General features: G+C 70.2%; 26 protein-coding genes. 11 read left to right on the forward strand and 15 right to left on the reverse strand.

Annotation, left to right across the window (positions count from 1 at the left end):
* Nucleotides 1–2 precede the first annotated feature (2 nt).
* From PQI07_RS26135 to PQI07_RS26155, 5 genes are all read right to left on the reverse strand, one after another.
* Complete coding sequence (locus PQI07_RS26135; RefSeq protein ID WP_274927953.1) at nucleotides 3–926, reverse strand: crotonase/enoyl-CoA hydratase family protein; 924 nt, start codon at nucleotides 924–926, stop codon at nucleotides 3–5.
* A gap of 85 nt (nucleotides 927–1,011) precedes the next feature.
* A complete protein-coding gene (locus tag PQI07_RS26140; protein ID WP_274927954.1) occupies nucleotides 1,012–1,509 on the reverse strand; it encodes a hypothetical protein in 498 nt (165 codons plus the stop codon).
* Between the two features lie 144 nt (nucleotides 1,510–1,653).
* Nucleotides 1,654–2,694 (reverse strand): tryptophan--tRNA ligase, encoded by a 1,041-nt coding sequence (locus tag PQI07_RS26145; protein ID WP_274927955.1) that lies wholly within the window; start codon nucleotides 2,692–2,694, stop codon nucleotides 1,654–1,656.
* Between the two features lie 226 nt (nucleotides 2,695–2,920).
* A complete protein-coding gene (locus tag PQI07_RS26150) occupies nucleotides 2,921–3,361 on the reverse strand; it encodes a Rossmann-fold NAD(P)-binding domain-containing protein (protein WP_274927956.1) in 441 nt (146 codons plus the stop codon).
* Between the two features lie 110 nt (nucleotides 3,362–3,471).
* Nucleotides 3,472–4,134 carry a hypothetical protein gene (locus PQI07_RS26155; RefSeq protein ID WP_274927957.1) on the reverse strand — a complete coding sequence of 221 codons (663 nt, stop codon included), beginning with the start codon at nucleotides 4,132–4,134 and terminating at the stop codon, nucleotides 3,472–3,474.
* A 129-nt stretch (nucleotides 4,135–4,263) separates the two neighbouring features.
* Between PQI07_RS26155 and PQI07_RS26160 the strand changes: the two genes are divergently transcribed.
* Nucleotides 4,264–4,587, forward strand: coding sequence for a hypothetical protein (locus PQI07_RS26160; RefSeq protein WP_274927958.1), 324 nt, complete (start codon nucleotides 4,264–4,266; stop codon nucleotides 4,585–4,587).
* A 2-nt stretch (nucleotides 4,588–4,589) separates the two neighbouring features.
* On the opposite strand, the gene PQI07_RS26165 is transcribed toward PQI07_RS26160, so the two are convergent.
* Entirely contained in the window at nucleotides 4,590–5,273 is a 684-nt protein-coding gene (locus PQI07_RS26165; RefSeq protein WP_274927959.1) for a hypothetical protein, read from the reverse strand.
* A 213-nt stretch (nucleotides 5,274–5,486) separates the two neighbouring features.
* On the opposite strand from PQI07_RS26165, the gene PQI07_RS26170 reads away from it, so the two are divergent.
* Complete coding sequence (locus PQI07_RS26170; RefSeq protein ID WP_274927960.1) at nucleotides 5,487–6,554, forward strand: hypothetical protein; 1,068 nt, start codon at nucleotides 5,487–5,489, stop codon at nucleotides 6,552–6,554.
* 104 nt (nucleotides 6,555–6,658) lie between these two features.
* On the forward strand, nucleotides 6,659–7,861 hold the full coding sequence (locus PQI07_RS26175; RefSeq protein ID WP_274927961.1) for an acyltransferase family protein: 1,203 nt from the start codon (nucleotides 6,659–6,661) through the stop codon (nucleotides 7,859–7,861).
* Here the strand turns inward: PQI07_RS26175 and PQI07_RS26180 are convergent.
* On the reverse strand, nucleotides 7,830–8,366 hold the full coding sequence (locus PQI07_RS26180; protein ID WP_274927962.1) for a hypothetical protein: 537 nt from the start codon (nucleotides 8,364–8,366) through the stop codon (nucleotides 7,830–7,832). The genes PQI07_RS26175 and PQI07_RS26180 overlap by 32 nt on opposite strands.
* A gap of 227 nt (nucleotides 8,367–8,593) precedes the next feature.
* Here PQI07_RS26180 and PQI07_RS26185 point away from each other — a divergent pair, with 227 nt between their 5' ends.
* Nucleotides 8,594–9,541, forward strand: coding sequence for a hypothetical protein (locus PQI07_RS26185; protein ID WP_274927963.1), 948 nt, complete (start codon nucleotides 8,594–8,596; stop codon nucleotides 9,539–9,541).
* A gap of 19 nt (nucleotides 9,542–9,560) precedes the next feature.
* Nucleotides 9,561–10,193, forward strand: a complete 633-nt coding sequence (locus PQI07_RS26190; RefSeq protein ID WP_274927964.1) for a hypothetical protein — start codon at nucleotides 9,561–9,563, stop codon at nucleotides 10,191–10,193.
* Nucleotides 10,194–10,247: 54 nt separating this feature from the next.
* Here PQI07_RS26190 and PQI07_RS26195 read toward each other — a convergent pair whose 3' ends face one another.
* The 3 genes from PQI07_RS26195 to PQI07_RS26205 form a co-directional block, all read right to left on the reverse strand.
* The gene (locus PQI07_RS26195; RefSeq protein ID WP_274927965.1) at nucleotides 10,248–10,946 is read right to left on the reverse strand and encodes a hypothetical protein; all 699 of its coding nucleotides are present in this window, start codon (nucleotides 10,944–10,946) and stop codon (nucleotides 10,248–10,250) included.
* 110 nt (nucleotides 10,947–11,056) lie between these two features.
* On the reverse strand, nucleotides 11,057–11,995 hold the full coding sequence (locus tag PQI07_RS26200) for a hypothetical protein (RefSeq protein WP_274927966.1): 939 nt from the start codon (nucleotides 11,993–11,995) through the stop codon (nucleotides 11,057–11,059).
* A gap of 88 nt (nucleotides 11,996–12,083) precedes the next feature.
* Nucleotides 12,084–12,731 (reverse strand): hypothetical protein, encoded by a 648-nt coding sequence (locus PQI07_RS26205; RefSeq protein WP_274927967.1) that lies wholly within the window; start codon nucleotides 12,729–12,731, stop codon nucleotides 12,084–12,086.
* 221 nt (nucleotides 12,732–12,952) lie between these two features.
* Here PQI07_RS26205 and PQI07_RS26210 point away from each other — a divergent pair, with 221 nt between their 5' ends.
* From PQI07_RS26210 to PQI07_RS26220, 3 genes are all read left to right on the forward strand, one after another.
* Nucleotides 12,953–13,648 carry a hypothetical protein gene (locus tag PQI07_RS26210; RefSeq protein ID WP_274927968.1) on the forward strand — a complete coding sequence of 232 codons (696 nt, stop codon included), beginning with the start codon at nucleotides 12,953–12,955 and terminating at the stop codon, nucleotides 13,646–13,648.
* A 142-nt stretch (nucleotides 13,649–13,790) separates the two neighbouring features.
* Nucleotides 13,791–15,014 (forward strand): hypothetical protein, encoded by a 1,224-nt coding sequence (locus PQI07_RS26215; protein WP_274927969.1) that lies wholly within the window; start codon nucleotides 13,791–13,793, stop codon nucleotides 15,012–15,014.
* Between the two features lie 10 nt (nucleotides 15,015–15,024).
* Nucleotides 15,025–15,675, forward strand: a complete 651-nt coding sequence (locus PQI07_RS26220) for a hypothetical protein (protein WP_274927970.1) — start codon at nucleotides 15,025–15,027, stop codon at nucleotides 15,673–15,675.
* A 21-nt stretch (nucleotides 15,676–15,696) separates the two neighbouring features.
* On the opposite strand, the gene PQI07_RS26225 is transcribed toward PQI07_RS26220, so the two are convergent.
* Complete coding sequence (locus PQI07_RS26225) at nucleotides 15,697–16,389, reverse strand: NUDIX hydrolase (protein ID WP_274927971.1); 693 nt, start codon at nucleotides 16,387–16,389, stop codon at nucleotides 15,697–15,699.
* A 118-nt stretch (nucleotides 16,390–16,507) separates the two neighbouring features.
* Here PQI07_RS26225 and PQI07_RS26230 point away from each other — a divergent pair, with 118 nt between their 5' ends.
* Genes PQI07_RS26230 through PQI07_RS26240 form a run of 3 tightly spaced genes read left to right on the forward strand, consistent with a single transcriptional unit; the run spans nucleotide 16,508 to nucleotide 19,735 of the window.
* Entirely contained in the window at nucleotides 16,508–17,578 is a 1,071-nt protein-coding gene (locus PQI07_RS26230) for a J domain-containing protein (protein ID WP_274927972.1), read from the forward strand.
* Nucleotides 17,565–18,494 carry a hypothetical protein gene (locus tag PQI07_RS26235; RefSeq protein ID WP_274927973.1) on the forward strand — a complete coding sequence of 310 codons (930 nt, stop codon included), beginning with the start codon at nucleotides 17,565–17,567 and terminating at the stop codon, nucleotides 18,492–18,494. The genes PQI07_RS26230 and PQI07_RS26235 overlap by 14 nt, the downstream gene beginning before the upstream one ends.
* Nucleotides 18,495–18,508: 14 nt before the next feature.
* Entirely contained in the window at nucleotides 18,509–19,735 is a 1,227-nt protein-coding gene (locus PQI07_RS26240; RefSeq protein ID WP_274927974.1) for an adenylosuccinate synthetase, read from the forward strand.
* 24 nt (nucleotides 19,736–19,759) lie between these two features.
* Here PQI07_RS26240 and PQI07_RS26245 read toward each other — a convergent pair whose 3' ends face one another.
* The 4 genes from PQI07_RS26245 to PQI07_RS26260 form a co-directional block, all read right to left on the reverse strand.
* On the reverse strand, nucleotides 19,760–20,413 hold the full coding sequence (locus PQI07_RS26245; protein WP_274927975.1) for a hypothetical protein: 654 nt from the start codon (nucleotides 20,411–20,413) through the stop codon (nucleotides 19,760–19,762).
* A gap of 62 nt (nucleotides 20,414–20,475) precedes the next feature.
* Nucleotides 20,476–21,639: a hypothetical protein gene (locus PQI07_RS26250; RefSeq protein WP_274927976.1), complete on the reverse strand. Its 1,164-nt coding sequence runs from the start codon at nucleotides 21,637–21,639 to the stop codon at nucleotides 20,476–20,478.
* Nucleotides 21,640–21,749: 110 nt separating this feature from the next.
* A complete protein-coding gene (locus PQI07_RS26255) occupies nucleotides 21,750–22,163 on the reverse strand; it encodes a hypothetical protein (protein WP_274927977.1) in 414 nt (137 codons plus the stop codon).
* Nucleotides 22,164–22,235: 72 nt separating this feature from the next.
* Nucleotides 22,236–22,877, reverse strand: coding sequence for a hypothetical protein (locus PQI07_RS26260; RefSeq protein ID WP_274927978.1), 642 nt, complete (start codon nucleotides 22,875–22,877; stop codon nucleotides 22,236–22,238).
* Between the last annotated feature and the right edge of the window lies 1 nt (nucleotide 22,878).

Raw genomic sequence — 22,878 nt, forward strand, 5'->3', positions numbered from 1 at the left:
GTTCAGGCGGTCGCCGCCGTTCCGAGCAGCCTCTCCTGGCGGGCGACCAGCTTCTCCATCATCCGCAGATCAGTCTCGCCGATCCGCAGGGCCGCTTCGGCCCAGAGACGCACGATGGTTTCGAGTTCCGCATCGGCCGGACCGGTCTCCCGCATGGCTCCGCAGACGGATCTGAGCGCGTTGTGGCGCCGGCGGTATTTTCGGGCGTAGTCTCGGACTGCGTCCTGTCCACGTCCCTCGTCGGCCAGGATGTCGACGACGCCCTCGGCGTGGAGCGTGCCGGCATCGAAGTCGAGACCGTCCAGAAGCATCTCGCGGGCTCGGCGGCGGCCCACGCGGCGCGCGAGATGCGAGACCGCCCCCATCCCGGGAAACAGGTTGAACAGCGCCTCGGGCAGGGCGAACTTGGCCTGCCGTTCCGCGACGAGCAGGTCCGTGTAGAGCGACGCTTCAAATCCGCCGCCCATCGCGGTCCCCTGGACCAGCGCGACGGTGACCACGCCGGCGTCGGTCGCGTGACGCAGGCCCGACGTCCAGGCGACGCATTCCAGCCCGTAGCGGGCCAGCCGATCGAGCGAGCGGGCACGTATGAGCTCGGCGAACAGCTTGAGGTCGCCGCCGAGGTTGTAGATCCCGGGGAATTTCGACCCGAGCACGGCGAACCGCACCTCGTCCGCTTCGCCCAGGATCGCGAGTTCCCGAACCCAGACGGCGCATTCCGCGATCATGGTCGCGGTGACGGCGGGGCGCCCGACCGGGTGCATCCAGGACCATGCGATCCCGTCCTCGTACTCGACCCTGATCTCGCGAAGGGCCTCCAGCCTCGCCCGGGCCGATCCCACCGCATTCCGTGGGAGCCCGGCGTCACGATCGGGCGAAGGAACGGGAAGCACCGATACGCCGTCGACCTGCACGTGCGCGTTCATTCGTTCCACCGGTTAGGAAGGTGTGGCGAAACTGGCCGACGCCTCCGCGTGAATCAACCGTCGGAGTGCGAAGCTTAACCGTTTTTTAACCGTTCCCCACCGTACAGCGCGCCGGATCGAAGCCGGCCGGCGGCGGTCCCTGGAAGTGGAAATGGTAGTGGTTGTGCACGCCGGCCCCGGCTTCCAGCCCGGCCGGTTCCGCGATCCGCTCCGGCCGAGACCCTGGTCGCCCGGCCGGACGCAACCCGCGCCGCGCGAGATGCCAGAGGCGCGAGCTCTCGACGATCTCGCGGGTGATCGGGTCGTCTACGAGAAGGAACGGGCTGAAGGTGCGCAGCCTGTCCATCTCCGGCGTCCGCAACGGCAGCATCTCGCGCAGATGCGCGACGCCCCCACGCAGGAGGGCGTCCCATTCGTCGTAGACGACGTTCCACAGATCCTCGCCCGCGCCTCCCACGCCGCTGAGGTATCCGAGCACGGCCCTTGCCCGCTCGGCCAGCATGGGGTCCTTCTTGAGACGTCTCGCGAGGAAGCGATGGAGGATCAGAGATCGCCGGTCGCAAATCTGTTCGATCGAGGCCATCGGTTCCTCCGGTCGTAGGCGCGGCACGACGTCGACGCCTCATGTTCCTGTTATGTTCCAATCCTTCGGATCGGAAGGGCGGATGACGCCGGGTGCCGCCGGGATCTGTGGACGGTGCGCGCGGCTTCCGCGCGCACCAGGGTCTCAGCCCGACCGTCGCGAGAGTCCGAAGCAGGCGCGGATCTCGTCCAGGGCTTGGCGCGCGGTGACCCGGGCCGACGCGGTCCCTTCCCGCAGCACGTCCCGCAGAGCGGCCCTGTCGCCGGCGGCGGCCACCCGCCGTTCCCGGATCGGACCCACGAGATCGCGTATGACGCGTTCGGCGCGGGCCTTCACGTCGCCGTCGCGCACGCCGCCGCGCCTGTAGGCCGCTTCGAGATCGGCCAAGCCGGCGCGGTCGGTGTCGAACGCGCGCAGATAGGCGAACGCGATGGGCTTCTCGGGATCGCCCGGATCGGAGGAGGACAAGCGCGACGGATCGGACACCATGCGCCGGACGCCCGCCGCGATGTCCGCATCCGACGCGCCGAGTGCGATCGCATTGTTCAGCGTCTTCGATGCCTTTCTCGAATCGAAACCCGGCAGCCGACCGGAGCCTCCCTCGGGAAACACCGCCCTCGGAATGGGAAGCCGGCAGCCGCGGATCGCGAGCTGGTCCGCCAGATGCGATGCGAGTTCGAGCATCGGTGCCTGGTCGCGGCCGACCGGCACGGCGGTGGCGGCGAAGCCCAGGATGTCCGCAGCCTGCGAGGCCGGATAGACGGCGAAGCCGGCGTTGCGGGCGCGGTCGCCCTTCTGCCCGACCTCGGCCTTCACCGTGGGATTCCTGAGGATCCGCTCGAGCGAGACCAGATTGAGGAGCAGCACCGTTATCTCGGCGAGTTCCGGGACCTCCGACTGGAGACAGAAGCGCACCTTCGCGGGATCGAGGCCCACGGCGGCGTAGTCGACCATCACCTCCTCCACGGCCTCGCGGACGCGGTCGACGTCGTGGGCGTGGTCGGTGAGCGCCTGCAGGTCGGCCACCAGGACCGTGTGCGGGCAGATGTCCTGGCCGGCGACCCGCGCCGCCAGCGAACCCGCCAGATGCCCCAGGTGGAGCGGACCGGTCGGCCTGTCGCCGGTCAGGACGACGTCGTCGGGAGAGAGCCCGGTCGCGGGCTCGGGCATGCGGAGGTCGAACATGGAAGTCTCCTGGGACCGGACGGTCGGGAGACGTGCGCCGTGGATCTCCCGCCGGGAGGTCCGCGATCGTGGTTCGGTTGGGTTGTCGAACGAAGACGCACGGAAGCACCCGCTATGATGCGGGCGTCCACCAGTTCGCGAGGGGCGGTCTTGCGTTCATGGGGCCATTGGCCGGCATTCGCGCATCGACGTCAAGTGGCTCGGCCGCGGCATCCGATCCGATCTCTCACGAACGCGGCGCGGCGCTCGCCGAAGGGCCGCCCGCCTCGGCGTCGGACAGCCCCGTCGCGTCCCTGTATCTCTCCTGGCACGCATCGTCGCCGAGCGCGAAGGAGGGCGCGTCGACGGTTCCGTCCCTTCCGCGGCCGGGTCCGAACGTCCAGGACGGCCTGAGCCCGGCGAGGGCCGGATGAGGCTCCAGGACCTCGATGTCGTAGTAGGGATCGAGATGCATGCCATCGGTCCAGCGGAGCACGTCCTCGAAGATCTGCCTGCTGCCGTACGGGGAGATCCGCACGACGGCCGGCGGGTCGCAGACGGCGGTCACGCTGTTGTCCCCCTCGTCGTAGCACTCGATCGTACTCGCCAGGACGACCTTGCCTGCGACCTGCAGGTAGTCGACCATCGCCTGGCGTTCGATTTCCTTCTTGTCGACAACGGCTGTCATCGGTCGCTCCTTCGTCGCCGCATGTTCGCCCCCGACTTCGAAAACGGCAATGACAGGCGGGCTGCCGCGGCCGCAAGGATCGAAGGCCGTGCTTCGAACGGCGGCCTCCTTCACCAGTTGCGGCAGCGATCCAGGACCGAACGGTATTCCGCAGGGGTGTCGAGCTGCAGGTTGCGTTCCCGGATCTGCCGGTCGACGTCCGCCTTGATGCGCGAGGCCGCGCTTCGCAGGATCCTGTCGACTTCGTCCGTCGCCTCATCCCGCGAGACCGGTCCCTCGCGCCACCAGCCGCCCACGACGCTTCCGAGGGGCGCACGCGCCGCGGAGGCTGCGTCGCGCACCGCCGCCTCCATCAAAGCGACGTGGCGCATCTCGTGGGATCTCGTCGCCTCGTGCTCGCAGCTGCCGGGCCTGTAGCGGGGAGAGACGTCGACGCGGACGGGTCCGTCGAAGCCCACGGTCAGCGCGGCCCTGTCGATCACCGTGCAGATCCGGCCGCCCTCGACGGATTGCTGCCGGATCGTGAACCGCATCTCGACCCGGGCGGCCCCGTCCGTCGCCCCGAGGACGACTCCGCCGAGTGTCGAGGCCCCTTCGGACCCGGCTCCCTCGCGGACGACGACCCGGGCCGGCTCGCCGGTCACGGAGACCGACGCCGCCCGTGCGAGATCGGAGCAGCCCGCCTCGGCCCTGGCGGCCCCGGCGATGAGCACCGCGAGGGCGACCGATGCCCCGACCGTGCTCGGCGTGAAGATGCGGAAGCCCTGCAACATTCTTAAACGCTCATCGGTCTATTATATGTCACCCTATAAGGGCCGCATTCCCGGACGAAGGAATGAATAGGGGGAGGCGACCACCTTTTCGGCGGGACCGTTCGGGTACGGCCCATTCTGGAGCGTCGGATGACCGAAACGCATCGATACGACGTCGCGATCTCCATCGCGGCCGCGGCCGAGCCCACGGGGTCCGAGGCCGAGAAGCTGCGGGGCGGCATCGAGACGGCCGCGCGGGGCGTCCTGGAGGACGACGCCGAGGTCGTCGCCGAACTCGTCACCAGCCGCAAGGTCGCCCTGCACGTCGAGACGTCGAGGGAGATCGATTCCGAAGAGGAGGCCGCTCTGTCCGGCGCCATCCAGGACGTCGTGGTCGATGCGCTCGAGCCCGGCGACGGCATGACGGTGGGACGGCTGGAAGCCGTCGAGGACGACGCCGCTCCCAAGCCCTGAGATCACCCCCGCGGCGCCGGATGCTGCGGGATGCAGGCCTCGAGCTCGTCCGCCTCCCTGCGAAGCTGCTCGGCCCTGACCGAGGCCTGCTCGACGACGAGTTCGGCCTGGCGGCGCAGGATGTCGATGCGGATCCTCCCGAGCGCGCGGTCCGCGTCGGAAGCGAGGTCGGGCGTCTCCGTCAGGAAGCGGTCGAAGACCGCCTGCGCCTCCTGCAGTATCGGGTCGAGAGCCTCGGGCCCGAGTTCGAGGGCGCCATGCCGTCGGAAATGTTCGGCATCGTCCAGGGCGACGTCGCAGCCGAACGGCACGGGCCGGTCGAACGGCGACCCGGGCAGGCCGAACGCGATCTGGAACGCGACGGGCCGTCCGCCGACCTCCCAGGCCGCGCACTCGGTCGGCTCGAGCCCGTCCGGCGTCGACTGGGCGTCGAAGAAGCCCGTCCTGAGGTAGACGGTGCCGTGCAGCGCCGAGCCGTCGGTCGCGACGATCACCTCCAGCGCCATCGTGCGCCCCGAAGGTGCCTCGACGGCGATCGCGTCGAACCGCGGCGACCGGACGGCGACCCCGAATTCCGCCCCTTCGGCGTGCTCGCCGACCGCGTATGCGGCACGGAGCGGCACGTCCCTGCCCATCACGACCACTTCCTCGGCGGGAACACCGAAATCGATGCGGTAGGGATGCATGCCCGGCGGCGCCTCGTTGTTGATCGCACGGAGCTTCGGCGCATACCGCGAAAGGCGCAACCTTCACCATTGCTTCGTTCGAAGGCGTCGCAACGCGTTTACCCAGCGTCAAGCACCGTCTGAGGTCGCCGGCGGCATCAACTTGGCTGCAAGGTCCGCCGATGTTCAATGATCCTGCGTGCGGCCGAGCGTCTTGGCCGCCAAGGAGATCGCATGGACCAGGCCGCCCGAGAGTGGCGTCGTGCCGTCGCCGAGATCAGGCGTCTGACCGGGACATACGTGAACCGGGCACTGGACACCTCGCGGCTCGAGGACATCGCGTCCGCCGTCTCGGCGGACCCGGCGACGGTCGACCGGACGCTCCAGGGTACGGTCGACCCGCCGCTGACCGTCGCCGCCCGGCTCGCGCGGCGCGCGGGCGCGGCTCTGGTCGCCGTTCCCGCCGGACACGAGGCTACGCCGGCCGTCCCGGGAGCCGCCGGCCCGATCGAACCCGCGGTCGGCGACGTGGCCGCGCTCCAGGCGACTATGCGGCGCCTGCGGAGCGAGACGGGTCTCTCGCTGCCCGCCTACGCCCTCGCCTGCGGATTGCCGCTCGCGCACACGGCTGTCGAGACCGATCCGGCGAACGCGACGCTCGGCGGAGTCTGCGCGTTCGCGGCGAACCTGGGCTTCGGGCTGCGCATCGTGGCCGGATCCGACGTGGAGGAAGCTTTGGCGGCGGCCCGAAGCGCCACTTCGCCCGCTCCTCCGGCCGGCCCCCTGGACCGCGACGATGCGGATGCCGACGTCGACTGGATCCGCCGGGCGATGGAGGAGGCCATGGACCATACGCGGCTGGACGCCGTCGCCCTGGCGCGCCGCGTCCACATGCCGGAGGCGGTGAGCCGCGATCCCACATCCTGCCGCCTGCTCGGCCCCTTCAAGACCACCGCCAGTCTCGCCGCCGGGCTGGGCTTCCGGTTGACGGCGGTCGACCGGAGCGAGCGCGACCCCGCGTTGATCGCCCTCGGCACATCCCTGAGCTCCCCCGGAGCTCCGCCCGGGCTGTCCCAGTCCGGGGCACGGTACGCCGCCCGCCTCCAGGAGAAGGACGTGCTCGAGGCGGTCCGACGGCGACGCGCCGACGGCGGGCGGGGGATCGCCGATCTCGCCGATGCCTGCGGTGCCAGCGAGCGGTCGGTGCAGGAGGTCGAACGCGGGCTGATGCCAATCCACGTCCAGCGCATCGCCAGACACGCCCAGGCCCTGGGGCTGGCGCTGGTCCTGCGGGCGGCCTGAAGCGCGAAGAAACGGGACGCCGCTCCGCCTCGGACGGGGTTGACGTGCCAACGAATTGGCGATCAATCGGAGCGCGTACACCTTCCAACGAAGGAACGAACGCGTTGTCCCGCAACCGATCCGCCGTCTTTCTGCCGCTCGAATCCGTCCGCGGTCTGTGCGCCGTGACGATCGTGTATCACCATCTGAAATGGTCGCATTGGATCGGCGACCTCGGCGTCGTCGCGAACGCCTCGCTGCTCGTCGAGCTCTTCTTCGCGCTGAGCTCGTTCGTCATGGCGCACCGCTACCTGGACCGCATCGCCGACGCGGGCGACTGGCTCCGGTTCATGTGGCTGCGTGCCGCCCGCATCCTGCCGCTTCATCTCGCGGTCCTCGGAGTCTGGCTCGCCTGCGGCGTCCACGAACTCGCCGCCACGGACACGTCGCCCGTCGACCTCGTCGCCTCGCCCGACTTCCTGAAGCGCGTCTTCCTGCTCCATGCGGTGTTCGGCTCCGACCTCCCCTGGAACATCCCCAGCTGGAGCGTCGCGGTCGAGGCCTGGACCTATGTCGCGTTCGGAGGGGTCCTGGTGGCGACCGCATCCCGCCGCCGGACCCTCGCCGCGGTGTTCGCCGCCGCGGCGCTCGCGGCCTTCCTGGTCCTCGCGCTCGCCATGCCGGACGGGATCTTCGACTTCACCGGACCCGCGACGCTGGCCCGCTGCATCTACGCCTTCTCGCTCGGCGCGCTGGGCTACGTCGCGTTCGAGGCGCTCGGCCTGCAGGACCGGCACATGCCCGTCGCTGCGGCGACCTGCGTCGAGATCGCCTGCGTGGCCGCCCTGTTCGCGACGATCACGATCTTCGGGGACTCCCCCTATGCGGTGGCGGTGCCGATCCTGTTCCCCGCCTTCCTGTGCGTGCTGGCCTGGGGGCGCGGCCTCGTCTCGAGCCTGCTGCGGCTGCGGTGGCTGGTCGGCCTGGGGACCCTGAGCTACTCGGTCTACATGCTGCACGCCGGCCTGTGGGCGGTCGGCATGAGGATCGTCCGCGCTCTGGACGAGAGATACGCCTTCCTGGGTTTCTCCGAGACACGGCCGGGGCAGCTCGAGTTCTTCGGCTCGACGCCGGCGACCTTCCTCGTCGCGACGGGCTTCGTCGGGATCGTCCTGCTGAGCTCGGCTGCGACCTACCGGTTCCTGGAGCGGCCCGCGCGCGACGCGATGCGCCGGTGGATCGAGCCGGGAACGCGGCCGACTGCGGCCGCCGCATCCCCGACCGGAGCGGTCGCGATCAGCGATACTCGCGCCATGCCGACCGCGTAACGTACCGGCGGAACGGGACGCCCGTCCGCTCGACCGTCACGCTGGTGGACCGCGAGATCCGCGTCGCGTGCTCCACCGTCCGGCGGTAGACGTAGCCGCGAGGGCGAGGGCGTGGCGCCACCGTGACCGTCCGCACCGGTTCGTTCACGACGGCGTAGGGCACGTAGGTCGTGGGCGTCCAGCTCAGCGGCGCCGGTCCGCGGGCGGCCGCCACCCTGACGCGGTCGTCGATGGTCAGTCCCGTGCGGTCGCAACCGCGGGGAAGGCCGTACAGGCAGCCGTCGAGCGCGGTCTTGTACCGGATCGAAGGATCGGGGTTGTTGAGACCCACGTAGGAGCGCTCGTGGACGACCACACCCGCACCCACGCCGTCGACGAAGGTGTCGACGTAGGTCGAGCCGTAGTCGTAGCGCGACTCGTAGATCGACGGGAAATAGCCGGCGGATGCCGGGACGGACGTTAGGGCAGCGAGGCCTGCGAGCGCGCCGAGTATGCCAACTCTCATCGATGGTCCTCCGGAAAGGGTTCAGCTTCGACAACGCGGTCAAGGTAGCGGGGTTTCACGTCTTCCTATCCACATCGCAGGCCGTTGCGGAAGCTAAAAACTGCAGGTGCGTCGGCGGATGCTTTTCGTTCCTTCGTACTGCGCGGGCGATTGCTTCGTTCGGCGGGTTCGGAGAGCGACGGTCGGAGAAGCGTGCGATTTGCGATGCCGCAGCCTACCCTCCGGGCATGACCGACGACGCGGGAGACGACCGGCGATTCGCACTGGAACTCCGGGAGGCCTTCCCGAGAGGCGAGGTCGGACGCGCCCTCGCGGACGTCGCGCTGGCCGCATGGCGGTCGGGCGACCGCGACCTGCCGGCGTTCCGGGATCGATTGAGGGACGCCGGCTGCTATGCGACCCGCGAGCTCGCCGACAACGCAGCGGCGCGGTCCGGCGATCTGACCACATGGTTCGCTCTGCCGGATCTGCCCTTCGACGAACTCGCCAGGCGGGGCAGGGCGCTGCGCGCCGCCTGGGCCGCGGCGGCGGATCCGGAGGAGGAGGAGCGGCTGGAGATCGAACGGTGGAAGGCGGACGCCGAGGCCGAGCGGATCGCCCGCATCGAGGACGCCGGCGGCTTCGGACGCACGCACCACTACGATCCCGAGAGCGAGCGGCACATCTACATCCGGCTCGGCGACGTCCCGGCCGGCGGGTACTCGCGCTTCGGACTGGCGGGGGCGGACACGGAGGACGGTCCCGATCCGTGGCGGGCGGCGACGGGCAACAAGGTCCGTGAGCCGGGAATGAGCGTGTTCAGGGCCTACCGCCACTCCGACGTTCCGGATGCCTACGTCCTCGTCGAACCGGACTTCCGGAAGGCGATCTACGACGTGTCGTCCCCGGAGGACCATCTGCTCGCCGTCATGCCGCAGAGCAGGTTCACGATCCTCCGGATCGACGGGTCTCCCGTCGTCGCCACCCGACGCGGCGTCGAGCGGATCGTCCTGGGCACCGACGGCGAGTATCTGATAGATCCCGCCCGCCCGTGGACCGCGACCGAGCTTCCGGCCTCGGCGATCTGGATCTCGGAGGAGGTCCGCCTGACGGATTTCGTCGCGCGGCACGACCCCGACCGCGGCGACATGGCCGACGACGTCGAAGCCGCGGTCGCACCCGCGCCGCGGCCCTGAACGGATGCAGGAGGTTCACGTGCCCTTCGGTCTCGCGCTCCCCAGGCTCGATGTCCTGTCCGACGCCTGCCTCGATGTACGGGGCCCCGAGGCAGTGCCCAGTCGCAAGAACGTCGAGGTCTGGATACCTCCCTCGGATGCCGATCTCGTGCGCCGCCGTTTCGGCGACGGGTCGTCCGCCGGCCTGATCGAGGCGGCGGGCCGCTTCCGGGACGCAGACTGCCGATTCGACATGGGCCCGGCTGAGGAGACCGGCATCTACCATCCATGTCCGTGGGGCGCGGACGTCGCGGAGGAGCAGCTGCCCGGCATCGCCGGCGCGCTGGCGCTACTGCTGCGCGACCATGCCGGGCCGGTGGGTGCGGTCGCCATCGGGGAGGTCTTCAATCCACCCGACCGCTTCGGCTTCGTGACGTTCGGCGGCCTGGACGAAGGCGGAGCGCGGGCGGTCGCCGTGTGCACGGCCTACGTCGCGGCCGGATGGCTTCCACCTTCGGCTCTCGCGCTCGAGGCGGTCCAGGCGCGGCGCCTTCCCGACGACACCCCCGAGGTCGTCCGGGCCGCGATCAGGACCTCCCTGGAGGCCCTGGCCGCCCGCGTCGACACCGCGATCGCGAACGTCCCGGAGCCGGACTGGTCCCCGCGTCCCTGACGGGCCGCCGGTCCGCCCGCCGGCACCTCGCGGGCGAGTTGAAGCCCTACGGCCTCACCAGTCGTCGCACAGGGCCTGCAGAGCCCTGTAGGACGCCTCGGTGTCGATGGCCGCGTTCCGCGCGCCGATCTCGTCGAGCACGGACTGCCGGACGCGCTCCACCGCCTCGGCGGCGACCGCCTCGGCCTGGGCACGAGCCTCCTCGACGTCGTCCGAGCGGATGGGGAAGATCGCAGCCAGATCCTCGACCGCACGTCTGAACCGCGGCTCTCCCGACGCCAGCGCGCTCCGGTTTATGTCCACATGCTGGGTCTCGTGGGACAGGAGGGCCGTGTAGGGGCAGCCGTTCTTCGGATACCGGTCGGGCAGCAGGATCTTCACGGGCTTGTCGAACCCGACGTGGATCTCGGCCTTCGTCACCGCGGCGCATCCGGAGCCGTTCGGGAAGGACACCTGGTGGGTCGTGAAGCGGACGCCGCTGCGGAGGTTCGAGAGCGTCAGGCCGTTCGTGACCCAGCCGGATCGGGCGTAGCCGGCCAGCGTCCGCGATTTCATGTCGAGCGCGGCGATCGCCTCGCGGGGCCGCGTGTCGTCTATCTCGACCTCCGGCATGCCCAACACGAGATCGACCTGAGGCGTGCCGGCGAGATCCTCGCAGCTCGGGCCGCGCACGAAGACCCGGCTCGCCGTACCGGCCAGCGCGAAGGGCAGGGCGCAGAGCGCGGCCGTTGCTACGACGAAGACGAGGCGCATGGAGCGATCCGAGGAGGGCCGGGGGCTTGGCCTCGTCCCGTCGGGCGGACGGGAAGGAACGACCACTCCTTTGATGACAGAAGTCCCGCTGGGCGTCACGCCCCCCGTCGTCAGCCGAACCTGGGGGAGGGGGGCGGCTCGGGCGGCGGCTCGTCGGGGTCGTCGAGCTCATGCAGGATGCGCGGGGCCGGCAGCGGGCCGCCCTTCCATTCCCCGGGCTCGTCCTCCGCCCTCGAGACCACGTGCCGGTGAAGCCTGATGCCTGCGGACGGGTCCCCTCGATAATGCGGCCGGACGAGCTCGACCTGCCCCAATCGGATCCGCAGGTGGGCCCTCACGTGGTGAAGGGCCCGCAGATCCGTCGGCGACGTCTGGTCGCCGCGGCCGGGTGCCCCCAGGTCGACGGTGAGATGGACCTCGCCCCAGTCGAGCACCGGGGGCTTCCGGGCGCGCACCCGCGCCTTGTTGAGCTTCGTGTGGTCGTGCGGACGGACCTGCGCGATCCTGGGCGTGTTGATCAGGCACAGCACGGCGCATACCCAGGCGCCCGCGACCTCCTCGTCCAGCCCCTCGATGCCGACGATGTCCCTGAAGCGCAGGGCGGATCCCTGGCCGGGGAAGTCGAACATCCCCATCAGATTCCGGAAGGGCACCGCCGCGCCGCGCGCCGCCGGCAGGAAGATCGAGGCCCGCCCCATGGTCAGGGTGTAGTCGAGGTCGGGCCGAAACGTGTGGGCGGCCTCGAGCAGCACGCCCATGCGGCCGGCGCCGGGCATGATCGTCGTGTCCTGGTGCCACTCGATCCAGACGCGCTCGGCCGGGAGGAAAAGGTGGTCGCGGCTGGCGTCGAGGACCTTGGGGGACGCGAGATCGTCGGCGGTCGCCTTGATCAGCGGCGACAGGACGAACCTCTGGGCCTTGGCGACGCCTTCCGTCAGGGATGCCGAGATCTCCTGCAGGTCGCGCGCCGCGCGTCCGGACAGGCCGGTCCGAAGGATCGCCTCGACCGCCGTAGGGCCCATACTGGCCAGGATGTCGTCGCAGAGCATGCGTCCCGATCGAAACCTCGACGTGAGAGGCCGGGACGATAGGGCTTCCGAGCCGGCAGGTCGACGGCGATCCGCCGCCCCTGCACCGTCAATACGGGGATAGGGCCCGCGGGATGGACGCCTCGACGACGGGGTCGGGTTCGATGCTTCGGAGAGCCGCCGACAGGCCCTTGAGGTCCTGCCGGTACCAAGCGTCGTAGCCGTCGGGGCTGGCCCAGGCCATATCGGCGCCGCGGGCGCCGACCACCAGCACGTTGCCGCCGCGCTCGTCCTTGAGCACGTAGACGCGTTCCGCGTCCTCGCCGGCGCGGCGCCTCTGAAGCGCATCGAGGGCGGCCTCTCCGCAGAAATGGGCTTCCCCCCATGAGGAGGGTGTCGTCCAGACGCGCCCGGTCGCGGCCGGCGTGTCGACGCTCGCGGAGATCCGGAGCAGATCGCGACCGCTCGCATCGAGCGCGTTGAAGTAGGTCACGAGGGCGGACGGATTCCAGAAGACCCGGCTGTCCGCGCCGCTGGCCTCGCACAGACGCCGGACCCGCCCCTGCATCTCGGCCCACGCGCGATGGCCTTCCACGAAGAAGCGGCTCGCGATCTGTCCGGAGAGCTGCACCGGAACGACCCGGCCGGCACCATCCTCCGCGAAGGCGTATTCGTACGCGGTGGCGCGGCAGCGCGCGCCGTCCGACGTGGCGCTCGACTCTCCGACGAAGATGCGGAACGGCCGCTTCGATGTCATGCCCGGTCCTTCGTGATCCCTTGCCGGCACAGTAGCCGCAGGCGACGAAAGCCGCCAATCGCCGGCGCTTCACGATGGAGTGGAACCAGTCGTGCGAAGGCACGTTGTCTGGATGGAACGGTAAGCGACATCGGTGAAGGAACGGCGAAGGCCCGGCACATGCCGGGCCTTCTGCTTTTCGGCGGACCCCGATAGCCTCCCTGCGTGCGAGAGGCAGGCCCATGGATCCCCGTACCGCCGTTTCCGAAGCCGTGGAGAGCATCGCCCGGCTCTACGAGCGCTCCATGCTGACGCGGAGCCCGCTGCATCTGGCCGCCTGCGGTGGCTGCGGGGGCCCGTCCTTCCAGCAGCCCTGTCCGCTCTGCTCCTACTACCCGATGGGCAGTGACAAGGGGCAGTGGCACCCCCGCACGGCCTCGCGCGAATCCTTCTGCGAGAAGGTGGCCGACAGCGCGCCCGCCGGCACCGGCAATCTCGCGACCTGGGTGATCGCCCAGAAGAAGCGGACGGTCGCCTACCGGGAAGACCTCTCGTTCAGGCACCGGCTCGACGACGCCTTGTCGATCGCCGCCGGCCTGGACGTGGCCGGTCCCGGCGTCGTCTTCGATCTGGTCGTCGGCGGGCAGACCTCCGTACGTCGCGAGCAACTTCAGCGCGATCTCTGGTCCTTCTGGGAGGTCGTGGATGCGCTCGGCATGCAGTCAGGGCCCGAGGACCGGTCGGGCGCCATGGCGGACGCAGTGGCCGAGATGCACGCGGGCGACTTCGACGGTGCCTGCGCCAGGCTCCGCGGGATCGTCACGGACGAACTGGACCAGGACCGCTCCTGGCGGCCCGAGATCCGCAGAGCCCTGGACACCCTCGACCGCATCTCTCCGCGGATCGAGGCTACCGAGCCGGCCGGGCTGCGGATGTGAGGCTGCCGCGAGGACTCGAAAGGGGCTTTGAGGGTGAAGACTGCAGCCCGGCGGGCGGAATGGCGAAGGAACGAGGTCGGTTTCTTGACGGCACCCCCGATGTCGTTACATTGGGCCTCCATTCCTTCCCCGTGAGGCCAGGATGTTGGACAACCTCGACGTCTCGGCCGGGCCAGTCGCCTCGGAAGCCGAAGATGCCGCTCCGGAACGGGTCGCGCGCCAGACCCCGCCAAGGCCTGCGAGCGAACCGCCGCCGGAGAATCCGAAGCAACGCATCTATCCGCCCACCTTCCGGACGTTGACCCGGGCGGACGTCCTCGACAGCCTTCGGAAGTGCGGGCCCTCGACTCGCAGCCAGATGTTCGAGCACGTCTTCGGCCCGGAGCATCTGGCCGCTTGCGGCAATCCGAGCGGCTACGCGCACAAGGCGATCAAGGCGCTCGAGCGCGATCTGCGGATCCTGTCGACCGGTTCGGATGGGCGATCGGAGGTGTACCGTCTGGCCGAAACCGGCGGCGCGGATCTTCCGCCGGCCGGTCTGTTCGCACATGCCGGGGAGCCGGTGTCGAACCCCGAACCGACATCGGCGTGCCCCCCTGGCGATGCCGCTCAGGTGCGCACCGCCGCCCGCATCTTCGTCGAGGACGTCGTCCAGGGCTCGATCAAGATCCCGCTCGTCGACACCGAGGCCGCCGAGGCGCTGGTGGCCGGCATCTTCGACGATCCGCATGCTCCGCTGCCGGATACCGCATTGGCCGCCGGTTGGCGTTCCGATCTCGCGGACATGGCGTACGCCTCCTCACGGACGCTTCGCGCCAGCCGGTTCGCCGGCCTCGATCCCGTCGCAGCGGAGACGGCGTTCAACGAGGTCGTACAAGGATACGCGCTCGGCCCGACGGACTACGGCTTGGCGTTGCGGCTCGTTCTCGAGGCCCTGTCCGGGTCCGACGGCCCCGACACCGAGGGCCCCAGGACCTTCGCTCGTGCCTGGATGGCCGATGCGTTCGCCCAGCTCCGCTCCCCGCCGGTTGCCGACCCGCCTCAGGGGGAGCCTCAGGCGATAAAGCCGGCGCGCCGGATACGCACCATCGCCCAGTACAGGCGGCAGAAGAAGGCGAGTGCGCCGCCGCTGCCCTCGCGCGCCGGCCTCTCGGAGATACTCAAGGCCAAGGCGCTCGCGGACTTCGAACCCGGAAGTCCCGTCGACCGGATCCTGTCCCGGTACGCGCCGATGATCCGGCTCGCGATGGATGCCGGGGCGACCCCGGAGGAGATCGCGGAGCGCTTCACCACCGAAGGCGGGATGCAGATACCTGCCGAGATGGCGGTCGTCCTGATCCGTCGGGTTTACGCCTATGAACGCTGAGGGCAGATCCATGGAGCCGCAGGGCAGCAAACGTGGCCGCATCGCCATGCTGACCGAGGATGAGGTGCTGCCGGTGGTCAGGCGGAAGTGGCCGGACCCGATGACGGCCAACGAGATCTTCTTCGCCGTCCGCCCCGACCTGCTGGCGGCCGACCCCCCGATCAGCGGCTCCGCCTACGCGAGACCCGCGATCAACGCTCTCGTTGGCAAGGGCGATCTCTGCAAGGCGGGTAGGAGCGGTCGCTCCGATCGGTTCCGCGTCAAGAACAAGCCGTTGACGGACGGCGGCCAAGCCGGCCTCGCAGTCCGCGACGTCGCCCATGCACCGATCGCAGCCCCGTCTCCGGTCCGGAGCGCTCCGCCCGCGACCACCCCGCCGAAGCTCGAACCCGCGGCCGGCCGAGACGATCCCGATCCGATCGCCACCATCCTCCTCGGCATGGCGCGGGCTCCCAAGCCCGGCTCCAGGATCGACATCGTCAAGGTCCAGGCCCTCGAGGGCATAGCCTGGGCGCGGGCGGCCGGATGGAGCGATCTCCGCATCGCCCAGGAGATCATCGAGGCGAGCGGTCTAGACGCGCGACCGGACGACATCCGCAAGCTGGTGTCCTCCGTCCCCGGCGGCCCCGTCCGTCCAGCCGCGACCGCCCAGCCGGGCTGAGCCTCCTCGGGAGCGGCGGCCTCACAGGCTCCTGTCGAACAGGACGGGCTCCGGATTCCTCAAGCGGTACAGCCTTCCGGGCCGGTTGGCGCGCACGCCGGGGCCGGAAGGCACGCTGCGCTTGCCGACCTCCTCAAGGACGTCCGCGTCCATCAGCTTCTTGCGCAGGCTCGATTGATCGACCGTCCTCCCGAGGACCTTCTCGAACACCGACTTGTACTCGGCGAACGTGAAGGTGGGTTCCAGGAGGAAGGCCGGAAGCGTGGAGTAGGCGACCTTCGCCCGGAGACGTTCCGCCGCCGCGGCTACGATCCGCGCATGATCGAAGGGTAGGTCCGGCAGCGCATCCAGCGGCACGGCCTCGAATCTCGTCCCGGTCCGGCTCTCGGCCTCGGCCACGAGCGCGTCCGGAACCATGGCGAAGTAGGCGACCGCGATGGACCAGCCGCGCTCGTCGCGATCGGCGCTTCCGAACGTTCCGAGCTGTTCGAGATACACGCCCTCCAGGCCAGCCTTGTCGCGCAGGACGCGACGGACGGTGTCCTCCAACGTCCTGTCGACGTCCGTCCGGACGTAGCCTCCGACCAGGGTTCGTCGCCCAAGATGGGGCTGTCGATCACGCGGCAGGAGGAGCACGCGCAGACCCTCCTCGGCCAGCGTGAACAGCACGCAATCGATGCTTGCGTCGGGCTTTTCGTATTCCTGCACCGTCACGCACCGCTCCGCTTCACGCCCGACCGACACTACCGGTCCCGAGCCTCGCGGCAAGCGTTATTTGATACTTGCAATGAACAAATAACAAGCCTAGGTATGCGGCATCGGAGGACGCGACATGGACGCGACCGGAACCGCCCGCAGGGCGGACGAGATCCTGGCGATACCCGCCGAATGGCCCGAGCGGCTGTTCACCGGCGCGGAGGCCGTCGAGGCGGAGTACCGCCTCCTGGCGAAGCGCTGGCACCCGGACGCGAACCGGGGCGCAGTGGAGGCCGCAGCGGTCTTCAGCCACATCGGCGCGCTGCACCGCGAAGCCGGACGTCGGGCGAAGTCCGGGATCTGGCGCACGCCGGGGGAGGTCAGGTTCACCTCGCTCGAGGGAGCGACGTACCGGATGCGGTACCGGCGCCACCGCCGGATCGAGATCGGCGACGTCCACGCGGGGTCGAGCAACCTGACTTTCTCCGTCGAGCGGGACCACGCGGACCTGTTCGAGAACGCGCGGCGGACCCTGACGGGCCTTCGATATGCGGACCGCGAGATGGAGGCCGAGTTCTCGCGCCACGTCCCCTGCGTGGCGAAGACCTTCGAGACTTCCGACAGGCTCGTCATGGTGACCTCCAGCACGGACGACCTCGTCTTCCTGGACGATCTGGTCGCGCACTTCGGAGGTGCCGTCGATCCCAGGCATGCGGCCTGGATGGTCTCGTCGCTCCTCAACGTCGTGGCGTGGCTCGGATGGTCCGGGCGCGCGCACGGGGCCATCCAGCCGGACACGGTGATGGTCTCGCCCAGATACCACTCCGTAGTGCCGGCCGGCGGCTGGTTCCATTCCGTTCCTTTCGGCGCCGCGTTGCTTCCTTCGCCGGAATTCGCGGTGCGTCACGGGAGGGCTGCGGTCGGTCCCGACAAGCGCGCGAACCCGCGGCTCGATCTCGAGCTGGTCCGGGCCGTCGGCCGCGCGGCTCTCGGCGATCCGAACGGAACTCGGCTTCTGAACGACGCGACCATCCCGCGGCCCATGGCCGAGTGGCTGGTCCTCCCTTCCCCCGACGACGCCATCCGGGACTACCGCTCCTGGGAAGGCGCCCGAGAGGCGAGCTTCGGCGAACGCCGCTTCGTCGAGATGGACGTCGACGTCGACGCCCTCACCCGCGCACAGGAGGCAAGCGATGGGCAACAGTAGATGGGACTCGGGCGCCTGGACGAACTACCGGACCGCACACGTCGACCCGGTGCCGAAGGCCCGCCGCTTCTCCGCCGGCGCCGACCCGGCGAACGACCCGGCGAAGTTCAAGGTCCGCGAGAGCAGGATCAGCGCAGCCAATCCGCGGCCGACCCCGGTGGGCCTGGGCCTCGATTGCACGGGGTCGATGGGCGAGCTCGCCCACCTGATGATGGGCGGCGGCATGGATCGGACCATGACGGAGATCTACGCCCGTCGACCGATCACCGACCCGCACCTTCTGATCGGCGCCATCGGCGACAGCAAGGGTGACTCGGCTCCTCTGCAGATGACGCAGTTCGAGGCGGATGTCCGGCTGGTCGAAGGCGTGAAGAAGCTCTGGCTCGAGGGCAACGGGCAGGGCAACGACGGCGAGAGCTACGCCCTGTTCGTCCTCGCGATGGCCTTGCGGACGTCCTGCGACGCCATCGAGCGCCAGGGCCGCCGCGGCGTGATCTTCACCGTCGGCGACGAGCCGGTGCACCAGGTCTACACGCGCGCCGAGATCGAGCGGGTCGTCGGCATCCGCATCGAGCGGCCGCAGATGACCGCGGCCGAGATCTACGCCCTCGCCGCCCGCAACTGGGACGTCTTCCACATCGTCGTGAAGGACGGTTCGTACATCAGGGGCTTCGGTGGCCTCGACAGGGTGCTGGCCTCCTGGAAGCCGCTCCTGCCCGAGCGCGTGATCGAGCTCGAGGATCACGCTCTGATGCCCGAGGTCGTGGTCTCGACGCTGCAGGTCATCGGCGGTGCCGACAAGGCGGCGGTCGCCGCCTCCTGGGGGAGGGGCGCGTCGAAGACGATCGGCTCGGCGATCCGCAACCTCCCGACCATCCAGGGCAGACCGACCGCCGGTGGTCTCGCCCGCTTCTGAGAAGGATGCCCGTCATGACGGCCAGCAGGAAGGCCCCGGTCCATGCCGTGATCGGGGCCGGCTACGGCGACGAGGGCAAGGGTCTCGCGACCGACGCCCTGGCATCGCGCTACGGCGAGGCGGCCGTCGTGGTGAGGGCCAACAGCGGGGCCCAGGCCGGGCACACCGTCGTCGCGCCGGACGGTCGGCGCCACGTGTTCCACCACGTCGGCTCTGGCAGCTTCGCCGGCGCGTCGACCTTCCTCGGCCGCCGTTTCGTCTCGAACCCGATGCTCCTCGGCGGCGAACTGGCGGAACTTGCTCTCAAGGACGTGCTGCCCCGCGTCGTGGCCGACGCCCGCGGGTTGGCCACGACGCCCTACGACGTCATGCTCAACCAGTTCGTCGAGCAGGATCGCGCCGGCGGCCGGCATGGGAGCTGCGGCATCGGCTTCGGCGAGACCATCGAGCGGAATCTGAAACCGGAGTTCGCGTTCGGCCTCGGCGCACTCCGGGATCCGGCGGCTCTGGCCGTGGTGCTCGACCGGATCAGGCGCGAATGGGTGCCGGCGCGCGCCGCCCGGCTGGGCGTTCCGCTCGATGCGGAGCGGCTCGAGCTGATCGGGTCCGACGCCGTGCTGCGGAACTATCTCGACGACGCGGCCGCCTTCCTCGCGGCCGTGGATCTCGTGGACGGCCCTCGGGCCCTGCCTGTCGACGCGCCGCTGATCTTCGAGAATGCCCAGGGCCTGCTCCTGGACCAGGACCGCGGAGTCTTCCCTCACGTGACCCGGTCGAACACCGGCCTGAAGAACGTGGTGGAGATGTCCCGGGAACTCGATGTGGACAGGATCGAAGTCCTCTACGCGACGCGGGCCTACGTCACTCGGCACGGCGCGGGTCCGCTCGCCGGCGAGCTGCCGGAAAAGCCCTGGCCCGGCATCGCGGATCGGACGAACGTCCCGAACCCTTGGCAGGGCACGCTACGGTTCGCGCTCCTCGACCTCGACGTCCTGGGCGCGGCGGTCGGTGCCGACCTGCAGGATGCCGTAGACGTTGTCGTGAGCCATGGCCTCCTCGTGACCTGCCTGGATCAGCTCGACGGGCCGGCGCGGTGGACGGACGGCGGGGCGATCTCCTCCGCTAGTCCGGAGGCGCTGGTCCAGGCCGCTGCGCGCCGGGTCGAGGCAGGTGGGTCGATGGTCTCCAACGGTCCCACGCGCGACCACGTCTCCGAGGCGTCGGCGATCGCCGCCGCATGACCGTCCGGAAGTCGGGCGTCGCCCCTATCCGGGCTCGGCGTAGGGCGACGCCGGCCCGTCGGACAACCGCCAGAGGCGGCCGTCTTGATAGGTGAAGATCGGCAGATCCGGGAATGCGCTCCCGATCATGCCCAGGTCGATGGTCACGGCGCCGACCGTCGAGCCGAGATCCATCATCGTGGACGGATCGAAGCCCTCGACCTCCGTCATCGGAACGCGTGCGGCGACCTCCATCGGCTCGGTCGGGTGCACGAAGATGCCGATGCACTCGGCATCGCCGATCACCCATTCGTTGTAGTCGGTGGCGTTGGCGAAGGTCTCGTGCACGGCCTCGGCGGTAAAGGGCACGCCGCTGCCCGTCCGCTTCCCGGTCGTCTCGTCCCAGTTCGAGCCGGCGTCGATCGGGCTGATCGACCGGACCGAATCCGTCGAACGGGGCCGCAGCACGATGCCCACCGCTCCGTAGGTCTTCAGATGGCCGGGCCAGATCACCGAGCACGACAGCTCGCCGGTGCCGACCGCCGCGTCGATCGCGTTGCGGAGATCGCCCGGGAAGAGGAGATCGTCCCCGCTCAGCTCCCCGTACCGCTGCTCGTCGCCGCTCTTGCCCGGCCGCGAGCAGTGGACGATGAGCGCGCGGCGCTCGATTAGGAGCCGCATGAGTTCGTCGTAGGTCATCCGCCGCGACATCCACGGGGATCCCGACGAAGTCGTGGCGGCGCGACGCGTTCGGGCAGGGTTCAGTGCTTGAGGCCGGACGTGGAGCCGCCGGTCTCGCCCTGTCGGGAGCCGATGCTGCGCGCCCTTGGCCGCAGCACCTCCTCGAGAACCCTGACGGAGGCGCGCCCGACGGCCACGGCGAGCTCGGCGTTGCCGACCGGGAATCTCAGGCAGTCGGCCTCCTCGGCGCAGGCGGCGTCGATCTCGTCCTGCAACGCGGCAAGATGCACGCCCGGCAACGCGGCCTGCCACCACACCAGCTCCGGGGCGTCGGCCGGCAGATCGTAGAGCCGGCCGAGCCCGTCGCAGACGCCGTCCCCGTGGAAGCCGCGGGTCAGGGCGCAGACGACCGCGAAGGCCGGTCCGCGGCCGAGGGGCGGCCCGGGTGCGAAATCGATCAGGGCGGCCGCAGGCTCGCCCACCGCGGTGGCCGCCGCGAAGGCGGCCGCGTCCAGCACCATGCGGAGGAAGTCCTCCCGCGGCATCGTCAGCACGCGAGGACCGACGACGACCGGCACCACGGCGGCGGATCCGCCCGCCCGGCCGCCCAGGCGACGCCATGCGGCGAGGCAGAGATGGTGGAGCCCGTCGTCCTCATCCGGAAGATAGCAGCCGCCGTCCGGCTCGGGCCCGGGCACGATCCTGTCCGCCTCCAGCATGGCGATCTGGATGTCGGAGAAGATCGCCTGGACCGCCTCGGCGGCCTCGGAGGCCCTCGGGTGCAGGCTGTCGGTGCGCACCGCCGTCTGGCCGGCGGGCCCGGCCAGCGGCGCACCATGACGGCGCAGCGCGCAGGACATGACCTCCACAAGCGCCACCGCGCCCTCGCTGCCGTCCTCGTGCGTCTCGGCAACCAGACCGCCGACCGTGTTCCAGAGAAAGACCGAGGTGCATCCCGCACCGGCATGGCGGAACAGGAGAAAAGGGTGTCGGGACTCGAGATTGCCCGAGCCCAGTAGCGCTTCCGCGTCACGGAACGCCACCCCGGTCCCGGACAGGCGGTCGACGACCAGCAGGAAGATGCCGCCGGGCCCGAACACGCGCAGCGCGGCGCGCTTCACCGTCGGACCGACGACGATCTCCGGCCGTTCCAGGAGCCGGTACTGCTCCTCAGCCGGCATCGCAGGCCGCGTGTACGGGCCACCTGCCACGCCTGCTTCCGCGGGATCCTTCCCGGCGTACATGAGTGCTCCTTCGCTCGAAGGAACGATCCATCGGATCCGCGCGCATGTCGAGGGTTCGTGACCCTTCCCGGAGGGCAAAACCGAGCCCGACGAGATGCGGCGGAACGGGATCAGTCCCGCCCGGCAGCGAGCATCCTCGTGCCCCGGTGCGCCACCAGCGAGGCGATCTGCCGGCGCACGGAATCCGGCGCCTGTGCCCAGCGGTCCGCGAAGGTCTGCTGTCTCCTGACGTCGACGGCGGGAGGCTGCGGAGCCTCGACCCCCGCGCGGCCGGGGGTGAACGGCCCGAGATCCGGAACGCCGGAATTCGATGCCGCGTCCTGGATGCGCGAGAGCATCGCCGGCAGGATCGACGGCGGGATCTCGGACAGGTTCGGGAGCGGGGCGCTCGATGCGACCGGAAGGCCCATCTGAACCGGCAGGCCCAGCGCGGCCGGCGGGAGATCGGGCATGCGGGCCCGTTCCGGCGACATGTAGTAGAGGGCGCCGACGACCGCGGCTGCCCTCATGGCCTTGAACAACATCGGGAGCTCCCGCGTCCAGCAGCCGTACAACGTGCGTCGTGCGGCCGAGGTTCGGGAGTATCGGCAGAGCCCTCAGAAGAGTCCGTTAACCCAGCGCATCGCGGACAGGACCGAGACCGGAAACCCGGCGATCAGCATCGCGAGAGCGGTGGCGGCCCGTGAGATCAGGACGATGCAGGGCGGCATCAGGGCGCTCAGGATACCCGCGGCGACCAGCACGGGCGAGGCCGCGACGACCCCGCGCCCGGCGGCGGCGATCGCCATGGCGACGCTGGTGACGTAGACCACCGTCTGCTGGAGGGCGAAGGCCGCCGCCCCGGCGCCGACGTTGCCGGCCTCGAGGCCGAGGGCGATGCCGGCCGTGAGATGCAGCACCAGTGCGAAGTCGGGCAGGGCGCCGTTTCCGCCGAGCGCACCGAGCGTCCTCAGGCTCCGCATCGAAGCCAGGATCGGCGCGAGGGCGATGGACTGGAGCACGAAGATCCTCAGGACCGTCGCGGCGGCCGCCGGCCCGTCGCAGCCGAGGCCGCCCAGCATCCTCGCCGCGGCGGCAGCCAGCCCGATCCAGACCGGCAGGAACACCGAGGCGAGCGCGAGCCGGGCGACGTGCGCCGACGTCGGCTCGGCGACCTGCCCCCGGGCCAGGATGCCGGCGGCGACGCGACGGACGGCTTGTCCGGTCACCGCGAGCGAGTCGTGCGGGAGCGTCGTCACG

This window comes from Methylobacterium sp. 092160098-2 (genome assembly GCF_028920805.1).
GTDB lineage: Bacteria > Pseudomonadota > Alphaproteobacteria > Rhizobiales > Beijerinckiaceae > Methylobacterium > Methylobacterium fujisawaense.